The following is a 15777-nucleotide window of genomic DNA, read 5'->3' on the forward strand; positions in this document are numbered from 1 at the left end:
TTTTCCTTCCCTAGTGGAGGTTGTGTTGCGCGCCCGTTCCTTCTTCGTCCATCAAACCGATGCCGGTTTCAAACCGGTCCAGTCGTAATTTTTCCGCACTTGCATGGGGGCGATCCGTGGCGATCAAATGCGCAAGGGCAAACCCCGACGCAGGCACCGCTTTGAAGCCGCCATAACACCAGCCTGTATTGAGATAGAGGCCGCCGATCGGCGTGTGATCAATGATCGGCGAGCCATCAGGCGACATATCCATAATCCCGCCCCAGCTGCGCAGCACCCGCGCCTTGCCAATGGCCGGCATCAGGGTCATGGCCGCTTCCATCACCTGTTCCTTGCCCGGCAAGTTGCCCCGCGCCGCATAAGAAGCATAGAAATCCAGATCACCACCAAAGACCAAACCGCCCTTGTCGGATTGCGAAATATAGAAATGGCTCATGCCAAAGGTCACGACATTGTCGATGATTGGCTTGAGCCCTTCGGTGACATAGGCCTGAAGAATATGGCTTTCGATCGGGAGTCGCAGCCCGGCCATTTGCGCCACCTGCGAAGATCGCCCTGCCGCAACCATCGCCACCTTTTTGGCGCGGATCGGCCCGCGCGTGGTTTGCACGCCGGTGACCTGACCGTTTGTCGTATCGATGCCGGTGACCTCGCAGTTTTGGATCAAATCAACACCGCGTTGGTCGGCCCCGCGCGCATAGCCCCATGCGACGGCATCGTGGCGGGCCGTACCCCCGCGCGGATGATACAAACCGCCATAGATCGGAAAACGCGCCGTGTCGAAATTCAAAAAGGGCAGCATTTTTCTAAGCTCATCCCGCCCCAAGAGATGCGCATCATCCCCTTGATTTTGCATCGCATTTCCGCGCCGCACGGCGGCATCACGTTGACCATCAGAATGGAACAAATTGATGATGCCACGCTGCGAATGCATGACGTTGTAGTTAAGCTCTTGTTCAAGCCCTTCCCAAAGCTTTAGCGAATGGCTGTAAAACTCGGAATTGCCGGGCAGGTAATAGTTGGCACGTACAATCGTTGTATTGCGGCCAATATTGCCGCCACCAAGATACCCGCGTTCCAGAACCGCGATATTGGTGAGCCCGTGTTCCTTGGCAAGGTAATAGGCGGTCGACAAGCCGTGCCCACCGCCACCGATAATCACGATGTCATATTCTGTCTTGGGGTCGGGATTACGCCAATGTGGTGACCAGCCTTTGTTGCCGGTCAGCCCCTCTTTCAAAATCCGCAGCCCTGAAAAGCGCATCGCCCTACCCCACGTAAAAGCAGGGCCAGTGAACCAGCCCTGCCTAACAGTATCAATGCGGTAAATCGTCTGCGCCTTGCCCGAATGCGACCGGTTGTGTCGCGATTAGCTGTCTGTCCAGACAATTTTCGGGGCAAAGCGTGGCCGAGTGAACCCGTAGTTGTAGAACAGACCTTCTTCGTTCAGGCCCGGAACCTCAAACGGCGGCACATAATCGGTGGCGGTTTCCACTAAAATTACGCGTTCGTTGTGCAACAGGGTCGGAAGGCGTTCCTCCATCGAGCGCAATTGCCAAGTTTTCAAGCGGTCAAAATCGCCACGTGTCTTGGACCATTCCGAGACGTATTTGCTCTTTTTCGCATTGTAACGCACCAGAGTAACACGCAACGAATAAGGGCCTTCGGACCGGGTCAGATACTCAAGAAGCTCAACCATCCCATCGAGATATTCGTTATCGATTGGATCAGTCTCCCGAGAGATCGCATCCGAAATGGTATAGGCGGCTTTAACGTTCAGGCTTTTGTAGCGAAACGCATCATGAAACGAAAAGGTCGCGGCCAGAATGGTGAGCATCAAGGGGACGAACAACACGGTTTCAATCGCAACGTTGCCTTGTTCGTCTTGGGCAAACGCCTTGAAGCGGGTCAGGATCGAATTCAACATGGCGGTTACCTCGGCTCCTGGACAAAGGACGATGTCACAATCAATTGCGCATAGCCGTATTCATCCAAATTGAGTTCTTTACCAATGGCGGTGGTCGGCATCATCGGTTTGTACTTCAGACAGGCGCGGATCAGCATCAGCTGGTTGTCCTGACCGTGTTCAAAGCTGCGCACCGGGCGCGGATCTTCGACGGCGTTCTGACAATCTGTGTCGGTCGGCGCGGCGGCGTTAAAGGCACGCGGATCAACCGAAACCATTTCCAGACGCAGGTTGGAAGAACACGCATCCAAAATGGTTGCCTCTTCGCAAATCTTGGTCCGCACCTCTTCGTAGCTTGGGATGTGTCCGGTGCTAAGGCGGATGTCTCGGGTCGCTAGATCAACACCTCGTTCCAGCATGGCATGCCGAAGGTTGATATAGGCGATTTCGACAGAGGCGGCGAGGATCAGGAAGAATACAGTGAAGTAGACTGCAAATTCGACCGTTGCGTTACCGTCTTCTTCCTTCTGGAAGCGCCGGGTGAACTGAGTGATATGTGACATCATTGGATCAACCTCAGGCTATTGATTTGACGGGCAATGGCGTGGAAGGTTTCAGTGATTTCAACACCTTCAACGTCAAAGTAGTGAGACAGGGAGGACGCGCAGTTTTTCATGGCTGTTTGACCACCCTCTGGGGCTTCAAAACCAATGGCAAAGACAACGATGCCCTCTTCTTTTGCGGCGTGGCAGATGTCTGCCAGGCGTTCGTCGGCTGCAGATCCGTTCACGATGGCTTCGGAAGCATAGTAGACATCGTAGTAAGTGTTCTGCGAAACCCAGCCATCATAGTACGGTTTGGTGTACATCTTCTTGGCAACGGCCTTGGTGCCAAAGCGGGCGAACAGCTCGACGTTGGTCATCTGGCGGGCGTTTGAACCGCCGTCCGGGGTGCTACGATAGCGATCATTCCAGCTATCATTGCGCTCACGGTGCCAGAAATAGACGTCGTTGTTGGTACCCGAGTGGTTTTGAACACGGAGTGAGAACCGGTCATCGCTGGTGCTCGAAGTTCCACGGTCGTCAATCCAGATGTCCGAAAGGCCGTATTTGCGGTGCGATTTCAGGTCATACTGGGTTGTGTTTTCACCGTCGGTCATGACCACAACAAACTTGATGGCTTCTGGGTCGTCAAAGGTCGCTGGACGATCGGCGGCTTCGTCAACAACCAGATCATCAACGGCCATGGCAGCGACGGCAGGTTGTGTAGCAGGGTCCAACAGGGCAACACCCCATTTCATCCCCAGATCAATCGCGGTGTTACCACCGGCGCTGAGGCTGTCGATGTGTGACTTCAGCGTCGTCTTGTTTGAGCTGTGCACCATCATCGCGCCTTGATCGCCAGTTTTACACCATGGGCTAGAAATCGCGCTGCTGCTTTCGTTGGTCGAATAGCGGTCAAAATGGCCCAGACGCTCAATTTCAACAGACGGATCGATAGCTGTGCTGTCAAAGGCGGTGGCCGGGAAGGTGCCGCAATTCGAATAGGAATGCAGACCGGACAAGGTCCAATAGTTCGATAGCGTGCTGCCAAGGTTGACGGTCGCGTTATAAGGAACCAATGAAATTGTGGTCAGGCCGCTGTCCGAATTTTCTTGGATGACGGTATCGACGAACTCCTTGGCGGCGTCGCGCATGTTCTCAATGCGGCTGCCCCCCATGGACCCGGAGATATCCAAAACCATCGAAATTTCGACGTTCGAAATCTTTTCTTCGGCGACGGCGTGGCCCGGTGCGGTCAACGTATCAAAACCGGACATGTGCAAAAAGATGGTATCCAGATCGACGCTACCAGTGGCGGTAACGGTTCTGTAGTTCATGCCTTGATCCACTTGGACATCAGACAACACATCTTCGAGGCCCGCTTTGGCCATATAATCATTAACAACGGCGACAGGGTCTTGTTCTTGATCAAGATCGGCCGCAGCAAGCACGGCACGGTCGAGTGTACCCTGCATTTTGGCACGGGTCGCTTCAAAACGCATGATGTCCACCGAGGCACCTGTGATCGTGAGGATCAGCACCAGCATGAACACAGAGAAAATGGTGACGTTGCCATCTTCCTGCTTAGAGAAGCTTTTTATGATCGCGCTTGTGCTAGACATGGCGTTCTCTCCTTCACTCTCCCCGGAGTCCTTCCGAGGTCTAAACAAATGATTAACGCCGGTTTTGGACAGAATTGGGGCGCGTTCCTGTCCAAAGCGGCACCATTTAGAGGTCAAAACCTTAGGAAATTGCAGGGAATTGCCTTTTTTAGCGACTTGAGAGGGTGAAATTACCGTATTAAGGGTATTTCCACATGACGTACTTCCAAATTGCGTCAACTCATTGGGTGTCGCTGGTTGAGATAGGTTCAACAAGCGGGGCCGCTCCTCCTGAAAAGGTGGCCGGAAGCTGTCGCAACCCGCGATTGTGTCGCTGTCATTCTTTGATTTTAGGGGGGTGGGCTTTCGGATCACATCCCTTCGGACCGCCGAAAAAACCGCGCGCCCCCGTAAAGGGGGCTTTTTAGTATTGGGCGCGCGAACGAAACCAATTGTATCCAGGCTGACCTCACAGCCGGACATGTTCGCGGTTACTGAAAAAGCCTGAGCACCAAGATCTTCCCCCCCGTGGAAAACCTGCGTCCTGTGACTTTCGCGTGGCATGGTCCTAATCCCTTGTTCCGCAAACCTTGGGACGGCATGCGGTTTCAGGTTTTAGGATTAATTAGGCATTCGGTTACAAAGCGGACCGAAATTGTGGCGAAAAAGGGGCGTGTATCCACAATTGGATAAAAACACTTTGTAAACCAAAGGGGCACTTTGCGCCCCTTTGAGCTTTAAAAGATCACAGACCTTTAGCCTGATAGCTTTTGGCAACTTTCTCAATTGCGACGATATAGGCCGCCGTGCGCAAGTCAGACACATCCTCGCGGCCATGCCAAACTTCGCGCATGGATTGATAGGCAATCCGCATGGTGTCATCCAAGCCCGACCGCACCAGCTCAAGCTCATCAGCGCCTTGCAGGTACTTTTCCTTGAATTTGGGATTGAGGGACCAAGCATCACCCATGGCATTATCAAGCCGCGCGAGTTCATCAATCACCAATTGATGGCGCGCCTCTTCCTGACGGCGCTGCATGCGACCAAACCGAATGTGGCTCAGGTTCTTGACCCATTCAAAATAGGACACGGTCACACCGCCGGCGTTGGCATACATATCCGGGATGATCACAACACCCTTGTCACGCAATATATCGTCCGCTCCGGCGGTCACCGGGCCGTTGGCGGCTTCGATAATCAAATTCGCCTTGATGCGATCCGCATTGGACAGGTTAATCACCCCTTCCAACGCTGCGGGGATTAGAATATCGCAATCCTCTTCCATTACGGCACCGCCCTCGGCGGTGTGATTGGCATCTGGAAATCCAGTTACGCCACCATGTTTGACGATCCATTGACGGACTTTCTCAACGTCCAACCCATCAGAACTAAACAAAGCGCCATCATGCTCGATAATCCCGGTGATACGAGATCCATCTTCTTCTTGGAGGAATTTCGCAGCGTGGTAGCCCACATTCCCAAGCCCCTGGACAATGACGCGCTTACCTTCCAACGTTCCCGACAAACCGGCCTTGGCCTTGTCTTCTTCATGGCGAAAGAATTCACGAAGAGCGTATTGAACGCCGCGGCCTGTCGCCTCGACCCGACCAGAAATACCACCAGCATTAAGCGGTTTGCCCGTCACACAAGCACGGGCGTTGATATCTGTTGTGTTCATGCGGGCATATTGATCCGCAATCCAAGCCATCTCACGTTCGCCAGTTCCCATATCCGGGGCCGGCACGTTTTGCGAAGGATTGATCAAGTCACGTTTCGCCAACTCATAAGCAAAACGACGGGTGATCTGTTCCAGCTCATGAACATCATATTGACGCGGGTCTAGACAAAGCCCGCCTTTTGATCCGCCAAAAGGGGCTTCGACCAAGGCACATTTATATGTCATCAGCGCCGCAAGCGCCTCAACCTCGTCCTGATCCACCGCCGAGGCAAAGCGAATACCGCCTTTGACCGGTTCCATATGTTCCGAATGGACTGATCGATATCCAACAAATGTTTGGATTTGCCCGCGCAGGCGCACACCGAAGCGCACCATATATGTGGCGTTGCAAACCCTGATCTTCTCCTCGAGGCCGGGTGGCAAGTCCATTAGGGACACAGCCCGGTTGTACATAAGGTCAACGGATTCACGGAACGTAGGTTCATTCATAGGTGCAGCGGACATCGTAGCCCTCCCAGATAAAATGCACACAGGCCGCAGCACGGGCCAGTTCGTGTCACCCTAGAAACAGGTCAATGAGAATCACGTTAACGCCACAATCTTTTTTTGGCATCGTTTTTTCGCCCGAATTGAGGCGCGATTTCCCCCTAGATCCCCCCCGATTGTCTGTGGCGTGGAAACAAAACGCCCCAAAAACAGGTTAATGTTTTGTTTTTTATATAAAAATCTTCGAAATTGCCATTCAAAACGCCCAAATTTGGCCATCATACTCAACCATAAATAAGGCAACCAACGCGTACAGCATGAGTGATATCCCGGGACGTCCCGGAAGAAAGGTACAGGATGCGGATCATTTCGAAGATAAAGACGCCCGGCGCGCTTAAGTCGTCGACCAGCAACCTTTTTGGCCGTTTCCGGCACGATGACGATGGTGCCATGTCTTATGTCGCCGTCACCGGGGCCCTCATTATGATGGTCTTTGGCGGCATCGGGATCGACATGATCCACGCCGAGCTAAAGCGCAACAAGGTGCAAAACACCTTGGACCGTGCCGTTCTTGCCGCCGCCAACATGGACAACACCATGGACCCGGAGTTCGTGGTTCAGGAATACTTTCGCGCCATGAACATGTCGGATGCGCTTAGCGGTGTGTCCGTAGATCAGAGCTTGAACTACAAACGTGTGACGGCGGATGGCAACGCGACCATGCCCTCGAATTTCATGAGTTTGCTTGGCGTTGACACCCTCCAAGCCTCGGGCAGCGCGACAGCGGAACATGGTTTGACCAAGATCGAAATCTCTCTGGTGCTGGATGTGTCCGGTTCGATGGGGGGCAACAAGATCGTGCAACTGCGCGACGCCGCCAAGGGGTTTGTTGACCTGATGCTACCGGCGGATGGCTCGGACATGGTGTCGATTTCGGTTATTCCTTATAATGCGACCGTAAACCTAGGTGATACCGTATCCCAATATTTCACCTTGGATGACGTGCACGACTATTCAAGCTGTGCCACCTTTGAAACCAACGACTTCACCAGCACAGCGGTTGACCCATCAACTGAACTGGGTCGGTTGGGGCACTTTGACCCCTATAACTCCTCGACCAGTGGCGGTGAAATTGCCAAGCCATGGTGTGCGACGGGTCAAACAAGTGCGGTTATCGCCCATAGTTCCGATGCAGATGTGCTCAAAGCGCATATCGATACGCTGAACGCAGGTGGCAACACCGCGATTGACCTAGGCATGAAATGGGGCGCGGCCCTATTGGATCCGGCGGCCCGCCCCGCGGTTCAGGCCCTGTCGGTTGCCGGATTTGTTGCCCCCGAACATTCAAGCCGCCCGGCCGCCTATGCGGATAGCGAAACGCTCAAATTTGTGGTTGTCATGACCGACGGCCAGAACACTACTCAGTATGACCTGAAACCAGAGTTCAAATTCGGCATGTCCGAAGTTTGGGTTGATACGCGTGGTACGAACACACTCAACGATGACCGCTTCGCGTTTCGTGTGCAAGACAACGCCGGAGATGATAGCGATGTGTACTATTGGCTAGGCAACTCTGGCCAAGGTTATGCGATGAAGTATCAAAACCGCCCGGAAAGCTCCGCAATAAGCAATGGCGTCGAACCCTATCAGATGACAAACGCCGAATTGTATTCGCGCTTTAGCATCGCTGCGGTTGCATCGGAGTTTTACTACCCAGCATATGTTGACGGCTTCCTAACCTATGACGACTACGCCAACGCCTACTATGGGTATCAGGCGACCGTGAACGGCTCTCAGGCGGATACAAACCTATCTACGGTCTGTGAATCGGCGCGCGACAACGGGGTTGTTGTTTATGCCATCGGCGTCGAAGCACCCCAGGCCGGTCTGGATGCGATGCAAGATTGCGCCTCGTCAGTTGCCCACTACTTTGACGTTTCCGGCGACGACCTGAACGACACCTTTTCCTCGATTGCCCGTTCCCTCCAAATGCTGAGGTTGACCCAATGATCAGTACCCTTCGTTCCCAACTGGCCCGGTTTCGCACCCAAGAAGAGGGCAGTGTTGTCGTCCCCTTCGCCCTATGGACACCGCTCTTTCTCATCTTGATCCTGTCGTCCATCGAACTTGGCACCGTGACCATTCGCCAAACCGCGCTGGAAAGGGCCCTTGATGATACCGTCCGTGACATTCGTCTCGGTTCCGTCAGCGATCATTCGGCCATCAAGCAATCCATTTGTGACGGGGCGGCCGTTCTTCCAAGCTGTATGGATCGGCTTCATCTTGAGATGGTCTCCCTTGATATGCGCGACTGGAGCGGTGTCATCAATGCCGCCGACTGCGTCGACACCACCGCCGCTGTGACACCGAACCGGTCGTTCACAAACGGCAACTCGAACGAGATGATGCTGCTGCGCGCTTGCTTCAAATACCAGCCGATCACGCCTGCCGGCACGATCAGTTCCAGCCTGGCCAAAGACGCCGAAGGGTATACCGCCCTTGTTGTCAGCTCGGCCTTTGTTCACGAACCATCATAAGGAAGGGACCGTTATGTTTGCTCTGTTCCAATCCCGCTTCCGCCGCTTTTCTGATGACACCCAAGGCTACATCACCATCGAAGCGATGATCGTTCTCCCGGTTTTGCTTTGGTTGTTCGGCGCTGGCTGGGTCTACTTTGACGCCTTCCGCCAACAAAGCGTTAGCCAAAAAGCCAACTATGTTATCGGCGACATGATCTCACGCGAGACCGATCCGATCAGCGGGACATATGTCACCAACGCCCGCAAGCTTCTGCGCGAACTGACCAAAGGGTCGGGTAACGAAAGCGATCTGCGTGTGACCGTCGTTCAATATGATGCAAATGCCGCGTCTTGGAGCGTCGTTTGGTCGAAAAAGCGTGGCAATCAATCGGTTCTGAACAACGGAAGCCTAACCGCCTATGCCGACAAACTGCCTGTTGCAAGCGGTGGCGATCAGTTGATTATGGTTGAAACCTGGGACCTGCACGAACCGATCTTTGACGTCGGTCTAAGCGATTTTGAAATCCACACCTATAGCTTTACCCGCCCGCGTTACGCGCCACAGGTCGTGTTCTCAAACAGCTAAACCATACCGGATTGGGATTCATTAGCCCCCCAGCGGGATCCCGACCTTAGGCCGCGCCCGGCGACGGGCGTGGCCAACTTGCGTTTATTGGTCAAGCTTGGTTATGCGCAGCGTGATGATGTCGGCAACGGGTTTCGTTTCCGCCCCCGAGGTCACACCACCAATCGCAACCCGTTTGCCCAAACGCCACCACAGGCCAGGATGCCAAGCGCGCGGCATCGGCTCCTTGAGAAAGATGATAAAACCGTTTGAGGGTTTCATTGCAAAAGCACCGCGATCGACCTTTGCGATCTGATCAATCCGGGCAAGAACGTCACCTTCGCTGTCGATCAGCTCGTCTTCGGTTAGAATGATTTCGCGCGACGTTGCTTGCCAGAGCATCTGGGACACCCAAAGCGCAAAGAGACCACAACCGATCAAAAAGATCAGCCAAAGTGGGTTTTCTGGCGGAGCGGCAAAGGCAAGATACAACATCAACGCCCCTAGCCCGATCATGGCCCCTGCTCCGATCACCCGTCGTGACGCCGACGCTTTGATACGTGCCAATTCCGTGTCGCTCATGTCTGTCCCCTGTTCTCTAGTCTCGCCAATACGCGCAAAACGCCGCAGGGAAAAGCCCGGTTTGCGGCGCGCTTAGGCCGCTGTCACCGCGATCCGGAGCGATTTAGGCCCGCGAACCGACAGCCCGCGTTTGTAGTCCACGTGATCCGCCGTCAGCTCAATCTTGCTAAAGCGCCGGTTTAACGTCGAAAAAATAACATCCATGTCCAGCGCTGCCAGATGGTTACCAAGGCACAAATGCGCGCCGCGTCCAAAGGCGATGTGCCGGTTGGGGGCCCGTGTGATGTCAAATTGATCCGGATTGTCAAAGCGCGCCGGGTCGCGGTTTGCCGCCCCATAAAGCAACCCGAAACGCGTGCCTGCCTCAAAGTCTTGCCCGCCGACCGTGCAATCGCGGGTCGCGATACGATGGAAATAGGGCAAGGGCGCATCAAATCGGAACATCTCTTGCACCGCGCTGCCGATCAATTCCGGGGTGTCACGTAGCTTTTGGTGCTGATCGGGGTATTTCAAAAGCGCGTGCATGCCCGACCCCAAAACATCGATGGTCGAGCCATGCCCCGCCATCAAAATCAGCATTGCCGTGGCGATCAATTCGTCTTCTGACAAACGGCCCGCATCATGATGGGTCATCAACTGGGTTAGCAAATCGTCTTGCGGTTTTTTGCGGCGTTCGGCGACCAAATCCAGCAAAAACAGGTAGAATTCCTTTGTTGCCTGTTCGGCTATCGCCTTGTCGTTATCGTCCCGACCTACGTCGAAAAACCGAACCACATTCTCGGACCAAATCCGCAATTGTGGGCAATGTTCATCCGGTACGCCAAGCAAACGTCCGATGATATGCCCCGGCACATGCGCAGCGAAATCCTCGATGAAATCAAATTCTTGCCGATCAGACAAAGCATCCAGTTTACCATCAACAAAGGTTTGGATCGCGTCGCGTTGGCGAGCGATCATGCCGCGGGTGAATTCCCGGAACACCAATGTCCGCAGGCGATGATGCACCGCGCCTTCGCTTTCCAGAAGGTTGGTTTGAACAAAGCGTTCGTGATGTGGCATGTCATGCCAGTTGATCTTGCGCTGCGCCTCTTTGCGCTCGTCCTCGCTCATCACATCATCAAGGCTACGCACCATGGCCCGATCCGAGGCCACAGCCTCGACATCAGTCATTTTGGTCAACATCCAACTGTCGACATCCTCATAAAAATAAGGGGCATCCATCTGGCGCATGGTGCGATAGATCGCATAGGGATCGTCGGCAAACGCCGCTGATAGCGGGTCAAAAACGAAAGTCGCCCGTGAATCTACCTGTGTCATGGCAAGGCCCCTTGCTTGGCTTCAAGATGGCGACCTTACGGAGAAGTGGCCTTGCCTCTCAAGCCCCAATCTAGCGTTTGATGACCACTTCCGTGCCTCGCGCAGGTGGTTCATCGTCGACCAACTCCGTCGGAAACCCGTCTGCCCGAACGCTTAGGCCGGTTGCCTCTTCCAACCGTTCAATCATGCGATCCGATTGTGCGCTCTGGCCATATCGGTCCTGCCCGTCTTTGATCAAGGCTATGATTTGTGGGGATATTTCCAAAGGAACGTTGTGGGTTTCGGCCAATTCCTGAAACAGGCCAATGTCTTTTTGCACAAGGTCCATGGCGAAATCGACATCGCGTGAGCCGGATAGGATCAACTGACTTTCGGTCTCATGCACAAAGCTGTTGCCAGAGCTGATCCGGATCGCTTCGTAGGTGGTTGCCATATCCAACCCAGCGGCTTTCATTGTTGTTAGAGCTTCGCATAGGGTGAGCAGGTTGGCGGTGGCCAAATAATTGGTCATGACCTTGAGCTGTGAGGCGCTGCCAATCTCGCCTGTGTGCAAGACATTGCGCCCCAGAATGGTCAGCAAGGGCAAAACGGTTTCAAACCCCGCACGCTCCCCACCCGCAAAGATCGAGATATTCCCGGTCGCTGCGCGGTGGCATCCGCCAGACACCGGAGCCTCAACACAGGTGGCACCTGTCTGCGCAACCCGTTCTGATTGTTCAACAATCAAGGCCGGATCTGTGGTCGACATCTCGACCCATGTCTTGCCAGAACGCATTTCCGGCAGCATTTCGGTAAGCACCGCATTTGACGCCGCAGGGCTTGGTAATGAGGTGATGACAACATCGCATTCGCGCATCATCTGCGCAGCGGACTCGCCCGCAGTGGCCCCTTTGGCGACAAACTCAGCGACCCTTGAGGCGTCGAGATCGTGCACGGTCAAACCCACGCCGTTGTTCAATAAGTTGCCAGCCAACTTCCCGCCGACGGCCCCTAGCCCAATGAACCCAGTTTTCATGCTTATCTCCTGATTTTAAAACACTTTGCGTTTGGGCGAGAGCGGCTGTCGGGTCTGTTTGCGACAAAAGGTTTGTCAAAACGAGACAAGCTGCGTAGCCTTGGTGCATGGTTCAGATTTCTTTCGATACTCCAACGGGTTACATGACCGTGATACAGGTGGGTGATGCGGTAACGCGGGTGGCTTGGGCCCGTGGTGAAACGGGTGATGAAACAGAGATTTTGCGCGCCGCCAAAGAGCAAATCGCGGCGTATTTTGCCCATGAATTGCGCGAATTCGACCTGCCGCTAGAGGTGCAAGGGTCGGACTTTCAGCGCCGGGTTTGTGACGCGATGTTGGCTATCCCCTTTGGCGAAACCCGACAATACGGTGAAATTTCTCAGGAATTACAAGCCTCTGCCCAAGCGGTGGGTGGCGGGTGTGGTGGCAACCCGATCCCGTTGATCATCCCGTGTCACCGGGTTTTGGCAGCGACCGGTTTGGGCGGATTTTCCGGCAGTCACGGGGTCGAAACCAAGGTCGCCTTGCTAAAACACGAAGGCGCGGCAAGCTTGTTGATCTGAGCCTTGGCACCAAGATTAACGCATCGTCCGCTGCTGGTAATGCGCCGTTCGCCGAATAGGCAACGGGGCAAAGGGTACAAATTCCACCAAGTTTGGGGGAGATTGCCCCGGCGTTTTGGGGCCCCAGATCAAGGCCTTGGCCAGCAATCTGTCCGATTCTGAGGCTATTTGGGAGAGATTGCCAGTGGCAGCACAGGAACACGCCATGGCGATGGGCCCAAACCGGTTAATTTTAGTTAGAATCCATTAATCGCAAGAACCACACCCGGCCCCCGCCGTTTTGTCACCCAAGCAAATCGAGCGACACAATCGCCAAGCCAAGGTTGAAAACGAGGTGCCGTGCGATCACCGGTGTTGGCATCGCATGCGCGTTTCATGATGGAGAGATTTGGAGCGGGTAGCGGGAATCGAACCCGCACCTTAAGCTTGGAAGGCTCTTATGATACCATTTCACCATACCCGCAGCGAAGACAGGGTTTAGGCCAGCCTTGGGGCGGCGTCAACACTCAACCTGCGGGAATTTCTTGGATAAGGTCGGGACCTTGAGCGCGGTTGGAATTGACCGAGGTGCCGACCCGATGAAATTGCAAAACATCATCCGATGAAGGGCGCATCAAACTGGCGGCACCATGACCTTCTTCACCAAGCCATTTGCCCCAGTTTTCCGGTTCGAGAATGACGGGCATGCGGTGGTGGATTTGGCGCATCGGGGTGTTGGCCCCAATCGTGACCATGGCGCAGGTCCGCAAGCGGTTGTCATCGGGCCCCCAATCCTGCCACACCCCGGCAAAGACCATCATCGCACCGTCGCGCCGGGTGATGTACCACGGCAACCGATTGCCGTCCGGGTCCTTGGTCCATTCATAAAACCCGTTGCAGGGGATCAAACAGCGCCGCGCCCGACATGCGGCGCGAAAGGCGGGTTTTTCGGCGATGGTTTCGGCGCGGGCGTTGATCAAAAGCGGGCCACCATTGGGCTTGTCATACCACTGTGGAATAAAGCCCCAGCGCATCGGACGCAGCAAGCGCCGCGCGCCCGGTTCCACCACATGAATTTGCGTGGTGGGGCAGGTGTTGAAATTGGGCACGTCGGGAAGGTCATTGGCAGGCGCAGCGTTGAACAGCTGGGCCATGGCTTCGTTTGGCAATGTCACGGCAAAGCGCCCGCACATTTTGTTACCCTTTGTGGTTTTGCAAACCAGAATAAAGCATCAAGCCCCAATCACACAGGGCCTTTTCCACCGGGGTCCAAGCCATGCCAAAGCCCAGCGCATCCATGCGCGCGCCTTGGGCGATTTCGGCGAGGCTACGTTTGCCATTGATCCCGGCGATAAGAGGCGCGGCGGATTTGGGTAGGGTCAGTTTGGCGCGCAGGCCATCGGCGCTTACTGGGATGGCGCGGCCTTTGGCCACCGCTTGGGCAAGCGCTTGGGGGGACACCCCGCGCAGATGCGGCACCAGTTTGCGGTTGCTGCCTTTGGCAATTCTGCGCGGATCATCCGCCGCAACCGCATACCCCACATGCAGGCGGATCGTGCCGGTGAGCTTTTCCGCAACCCCCATGGCGGTGGTGTCATCCATACCCTCGGGGCGTGGTGCGATCCGGGTCAGATCATAGAGCGCCGGGGTGCAAAAGCTTTGCAGCCGCCAACCGGTATCGGTTAGCTCTTGTACCAGTTCGGGCACGCTATAGGCGCGGTCCTGACCATGCAGCAGCAGGTCGTAAAACCCCGCGTCGCTGGCGTGATGATCGCTGAGGTTTGGGTTGGTTTTGAACGGGTGGCCATCGGGCAGATTGGCAACAATCTTTTGCGCCGCCTCTAGCCGGTCTTGGGGGGAAAGCCCGTCTAGCAAGGTGCCAAACCCCTCTTGCAAAGGGTAGACGCCGGAGCGGCCATAAGGAGCGTAGACCATGAAGCCAAATCCACCACCGGGCGCAAGCGCGGCGCGCAGGGCGGCAAAGCCCGCCGCCGGATCGGGCAGATGGTGAAGCACGCCGCAGCTATCGATATAGTCGAATTCGCCGAAGTCGGGCGCGTCGAGAAGGCTTCCGGTTTCAAAGCGGATGTTGGTCAAGCCGCGCGCCTTGGCCCGCGCCTCGGCCACACCGCGCGAGGCGGTTGAAAGGTCGACATAGGTGATGTCATAGGGGGCCTTGGCGCTTGTCATGGTTTGGGCAAGTTGGATCAGCCCATCGCCGGTGCCGCCGCCCGCCACCAGAACCCGCAAAGGTTTGGACCAATCGCGCGTACCGCCAAACAGATAGTGATCCATTTCAAGCGGATGTGAGGGTGAGCCGGTGATCAGCCGCTTGGCCTCATCCTTCGGATCACGTTCGGGATAGGGGTAGGCTTCGTATTGTTCTTTGACCGAGACCATGGCGGCTCTTTCGCTCTTGTGACTGGCGCGACAATCGCCCAACCTGCGCCCATGACGCAAGCCGATATCCCTCTGATCTGTATTCCTTACTTTTCCGCTGACGGACATACCGCCGCTTTGGCCCGTTTGATAAGCGAAGGCGCGGGCGGTGCCCGGTTGGTCGATGTGACGGCGATGGAGGACGCGGATTGGGATGCACTTGATGCCGCAACGCTAATTGCCATGGGCACGCCAACCTATATGGGGTCAAGTGCCGCGCGGTTTGACATGTTCATCGAAGAGGCGGCCGAGCGTTGGCAGCATCAGGCGTGGGGTGACAAGATGGCCGCCGGGTTTACCGTGGCGGTGCACCCGTCGGGGGATAAATTGACGGCGCTGATGCGTTTGACGGTCTTTGCGGCGCAAATGGGGATGATCTGGGTCGGGCAAAACACCATCGGTGCGCCGGTCTTTCCCGAGGCCGTTGGGCTAAACCGCGATGGCAGTTGGCTTGGCCTTATGGCGACGGGAGACGGTGACTCCGAAACCCCGATCAGCGCCGCAGATGCCCAAACCGCGCGCTTGTTTGGGGCCCGTCTTGCCGCGGCGGCGAGCCGTTGGCACACTGGAGCGGAGTAGCAAGAC

15 protein-coding genes and 1 tRNA gene are annotated in these 15777 nt (G+C 55.4%); 5 read left to right on the plus strand and 11 right to left on the minus strand.

Translation table 11 applies throughout. The features are described 5' to 3' along the window. Window positions 1-10: 10 nt before the first annotated feature. The 5 genes from Q1A43_RS15390 to Q1A43_RS15410 form a co-directional block, all read right to left on the minus strand. Entirely contained in the window at window positions 11-1264 is a 1254-nt protein-coding gene (locus Q1A43_RS15390; RefSeq protein ID WP_299936616.1) for a sarcosine oxidase subunit beta family protein, read from the minus strand. A gap of 105 nt (window positions 1265-1369) precedes the next feature. Continuing rightward, on the minus strand, window positions 1370-1927 hold the full coding sequence (locus Q1A43_RS15395; RefSeq protein WP_299928982.1) for a hypothetical protein: 558 nt from the start codon (window positions 1925-1927) through the stop codon (window positions 1370-1372). Between the two features lie 5 nt (window positions 1928-1932). Continuing rightward, a complete protein-coding gene (locus tag Q1A43_RS15400; protein WP_299928984.1) occupies window positions 1933-2469 on the minus strand; it encodes a TadE/TadG family type IV pilus assembly protein in 537 nt (178 codons plus the stop codon). After that, window positions 2469-4070, minus strand: a complete 1602-nt coding sequence (locus tag Q1A43_RS15405; protein ID WP_299936618.1) for a VWA domain-containing protein — start codon at window positions 4068-4070, stop codon at window positions 2469-2471. Before Q1A43_RS15405 ends, Q1A43_RS15400 begins: the two co-directional genes overlap by 1 nt. Window positions 4071-4794: 724 nt before the next feature. Next, window positions 4795-6231 (minus strand): Glu/Leu/Phe/Val dehydrogenase, encoded by a 1437-nt coding sequence (locus Q1A43_RS15410; RefSeq protein WP_299928988.1) that lies wholly within the window; start codon window positions 6229-6231, stop codon window positions 4795-4797. Between the two features lie 339 nt (window positions 6232-6570). Here Q1A43_RS15410 and Q1A43_RS15415 point away from each other — a divergent pair, with 339 nt between their 5' ends. The 3 genes from Q1A43_RS15415 to Q1A43_RS15425 are packed head-to-tail and all read left to right on the plus strand — an operon-like array spanning window position 6571 to window position 9318. Next, window positions 6571-8223: a TadE/TadG family type IV pilus assembly protein gene (locus Q1A43_RS15415; protein WP_299936620.1), complete on the plus strand. Its 1653-nt coding sequence runs from the start codon at window positions 6571-6573 to the stop codon at window positions 8221-8223. Continuing rightward, window positions 8220-8750: a TadE family protein gene (locus Q1A43_RS15420; RefSeq protein WP_299936622.1), complete on the plus strand. Its 531-nt coding sequence runs from the start codon at window positions 8220-8222 to the stop codon at window positions 8748-8750. The genes Q1A43_RS15415 and Q1A43_RS15420 overlap by 4 nt, the downstream gene beginning before the upstream one ends. A 13-nt stretch (window positions 8751-8763) precedes the next feature. Then, window positions 8764-9318 carry a hypothetical protein gene (locus Q1A43_RS15425; RefSeq protein ID WP_299928997.1) on the plus strand — a complete coding sequence of 185 codons (555 nt, stop codon included), beginning with the start codon at window positions 8764-8766 and terminating at the stop codon, window positions 9316-9318. Window positions 9319-9402: 84 nt separating this feature from the next. Here Q1A43_RS15425 and Q1A43_RS15430 read toward each other — a convergent pair whose 3' ends face one another. The 3 genes from Q1A43_RS15430 to Q1A43_RS15440 all read right to left on the minus strand — a co-directional run bounded on the left by Q1A43_RS15430 (window position 9403) and on the right by Q1A43_RS15440 (window position 12211). Further along, window positions 9403-9879 (minus strand): hypothetical protein, encoded by a 477-nt coding sequence (locus tag Q1A43_RS15430; RefSeq protein ID WP_299936624.1) that lies wholly within the window; start codon window positions 9877-9879, stop codon window positions 9403-9405. 72 nt (window positions 9880-9951) lie between these two features. Then, entirely contained in the window at window positions 9952-11196 is a 1245-nt protein-coding gene (locus Q1A43_RS15435) for a cytochrome P450 (RefSeq protein ID WP_299936625.1), read from the minus strand. A gap of 70 nt (window positions 11197-11266) precedes the next feature. Next, the gene (locus Q1A43_RS15440; RefSeq protein WP_299936627.1) at window positions 11267-12211 is read right to left on the minus strand and encodes an NAD(P)-dependent oxidoreductase; all 945 of its coding nucleotides are present in this window, start codon (window positions 12209-12211) and stop codon (window positions 11267-11269) included. A 107-nt stretch (window positions 12212-12318) separates the two neighbouring features. Between Q1A43_RS15440 and Q1A43_RS15445 the strand changes: the two genes are divergently transcribed. Beyond that, the gene (locus Q1A43_RS15445; protein WP_299936629.1) at window positions 12319-12774 is read left to right on the plus strand and encodes a methylated-DNA--[protein]-cysteine S-methyltransferase; all 456 of its coding nucleotides are present in this window, start codon (window positions 12319-12321) and stop codon (window positions 12772-12774) included. A 389-nt stretch (window positions 12775-13163) separates the two neighbouring features. Here the strand turns inward: Q1A43_RS15445 and Q1A43_RS15450 are convergent. From Q1A43_RS15450 to Q1A43_RS15460, 3 genes are all read right to left on the minus strand, one after another. Next, window positions 13164-13237, minus strand: a tRNA-Gly gene (locus Q1A43_RS15450). Between the two features lie 43 nt (window positions 13238-13280). Further along, on the minus strand, window positions 13281-13946 hold the full coding sequence (locus tag Q1A43_RS15455; RefSeq protein WP_299936630.1) for an SOS response-associated peptidase: 666 nt from the start codon (window positions 13944-13946) through the stop codon (window positions 13281-13283). Between the two features lie 4 nt (window positions 13947-13950). After that, the gene (locus Q1A43_RS15460; protein ID WP_299936633.1) at window positions 13951-15153 is read right to left on the minus strand and encodes a bifunctional 2-polyprenyl-6-hydroxyphenol methylase/3-demethylubiquinol 3-O-methyltransferase UbiG; all 1203 of its coding nucleotides are present in this window, start codon (window positions 15151-15153) and stop codon (window positions 13951-13953) included. 51 nt (window positions 15154-15204) lie between these two features. Here Q1A43_RS15460 and Q1A43_RS15465 point away from each other — a divergent pair, with 51 nt between their 5' ends. Then, the gene (locus Q1A43_RS15465) at window positions 15205-15771 is read left to right on the plus strand and encodes a flavodoxin family protein (protein ID WP_299936636.1); all 567 of its coding nucleotides are present in this window, start codon (window positions 15205-15207) and stop codon (window positions 15769-15771) included. The last annotated feature ends 6 nt before the right edge of the window (window positions 15772-15777 follow it).

The organism is uncultured Pelagimonas sp. (assembly GCF_947498515.1).
Classification (GTDB): Bacteria; Pseudomonadota; Alphaproteobacteria; order Rhodobacterales; family Rhodobacteraceae; genus Pelagimonas.

Excerpts from the sequence above, each read along its gene's own strand:
- Q1A43_RS15390 (WP_299936616.1), bottom strand. The coding sequence starts at position 1,264 with ATGCGCTTTTCAGGGCTGCGGATTTTGAAAGAGGGGCTGACCGGCAAC.
- Q1A43_RS15395 (WP_299928982.1), bottom strand. The coding sequence starts at position 1,927 with ATGTTGAATTCGATCCTGACCCGCTTCAAGGCGTTTGCCCAAGACGAA.
- Q1A43_RS15400 (WP_299928984.1), bottom strand. The coding sequence starts at position 2,469 with ATGTCACATATCACTCAGTTCACCCGGCGCTTCCAGAAGGAAGAAGAC.
- Q1A43_RS15405 (WP_299936618.1), bottom strand. The coding sequence starts at position 4,070 with ATGTCTAGCACAAGCGCGATCATAAAAAGCTTCTCTAAGCAGGAAGAT.
- Q1A43_RS15410 (WP_299928988.1), bottom strand. The coding sequence starts at position 6,231 with ATGTCCGCTGCACCTATGAATGAACCTACGTTCCGTGAATCCGTTGAC.
- Q1A43_RS15415 (WP_299936620.1), top strand. The coding sequence starts at position 6,571 with ATGCGGATCATTTCGAAGATAAAGACGCCCGGCGCGCTTAAGTCGTCG.
- Q1A43_RS15420 (WP_299936622.1), top strand. The coding sequence starts at position 8,220 with ATGATCAGTACCCTTCGTTCCCAACTGGCCCGGTTTCGCACCCAAGAA.
- Q1A43_RS15425 (WP_299928997.1), top strand. The coding sequence starts at position 8,764 with ATGTTTGCTCTGTTCCAATCCCGCTTCCGCCGCTTTTCTGATGACACC.
- Q1A43_RS15430 (WP_299936624.1), bottom strand. The coding sequence starts at position 9,879 with ATGAGCGACACGGAATTGGCACGTATCAAAGCGTCGGCGTCACGACGG.
- Q1A43_RS15435 (WP_299936625.1), bottom strand. The coding sequence starts at position 11,196 with ATGACACAGGTAGATTCACGGGCGACTTTCGTTTTTGACCCGCTATCA.
- Q1A43_RS15440 (WP_299936627.1), bottom strand. The coding sequence starts at position 12,211 with ATGAAAACTGGGTTCATTGGGCTAGGGGCCGTCGGCGGGAAGTTGGCT.
- Q1A43_RS15445 (WP_299936629.1), top strand. The coding sequence starts at position 12,319 with ATGGTTCAGATTTCTTTCGATACTCCAACGGGTTACATGACCGTGATA.
- Q1A43_RS15455 (WP_299936630.1), bottom strand. The coding sequence starts at position 13,946 with ATGTGCGGGCGCTTTGCCGTGACATTGCCAAACGAAGCCATGGCCCAG.
- Q1A43_RS15460 (WP_299936633.1), bottom strand. The coding sequence starts at position 15,153 with ATGGTCTCGGTCAAAGAACAATACGAAGCCTACCCCTATCCCGAACGT.
- Q1A43_RS15465 (WP_299936636.1), top strand. The coding sequence starts at position 15,205 with ATGACGCAAGCCGATATCCCTCTGATCTGTATTCCTTACTTTTCCGCT.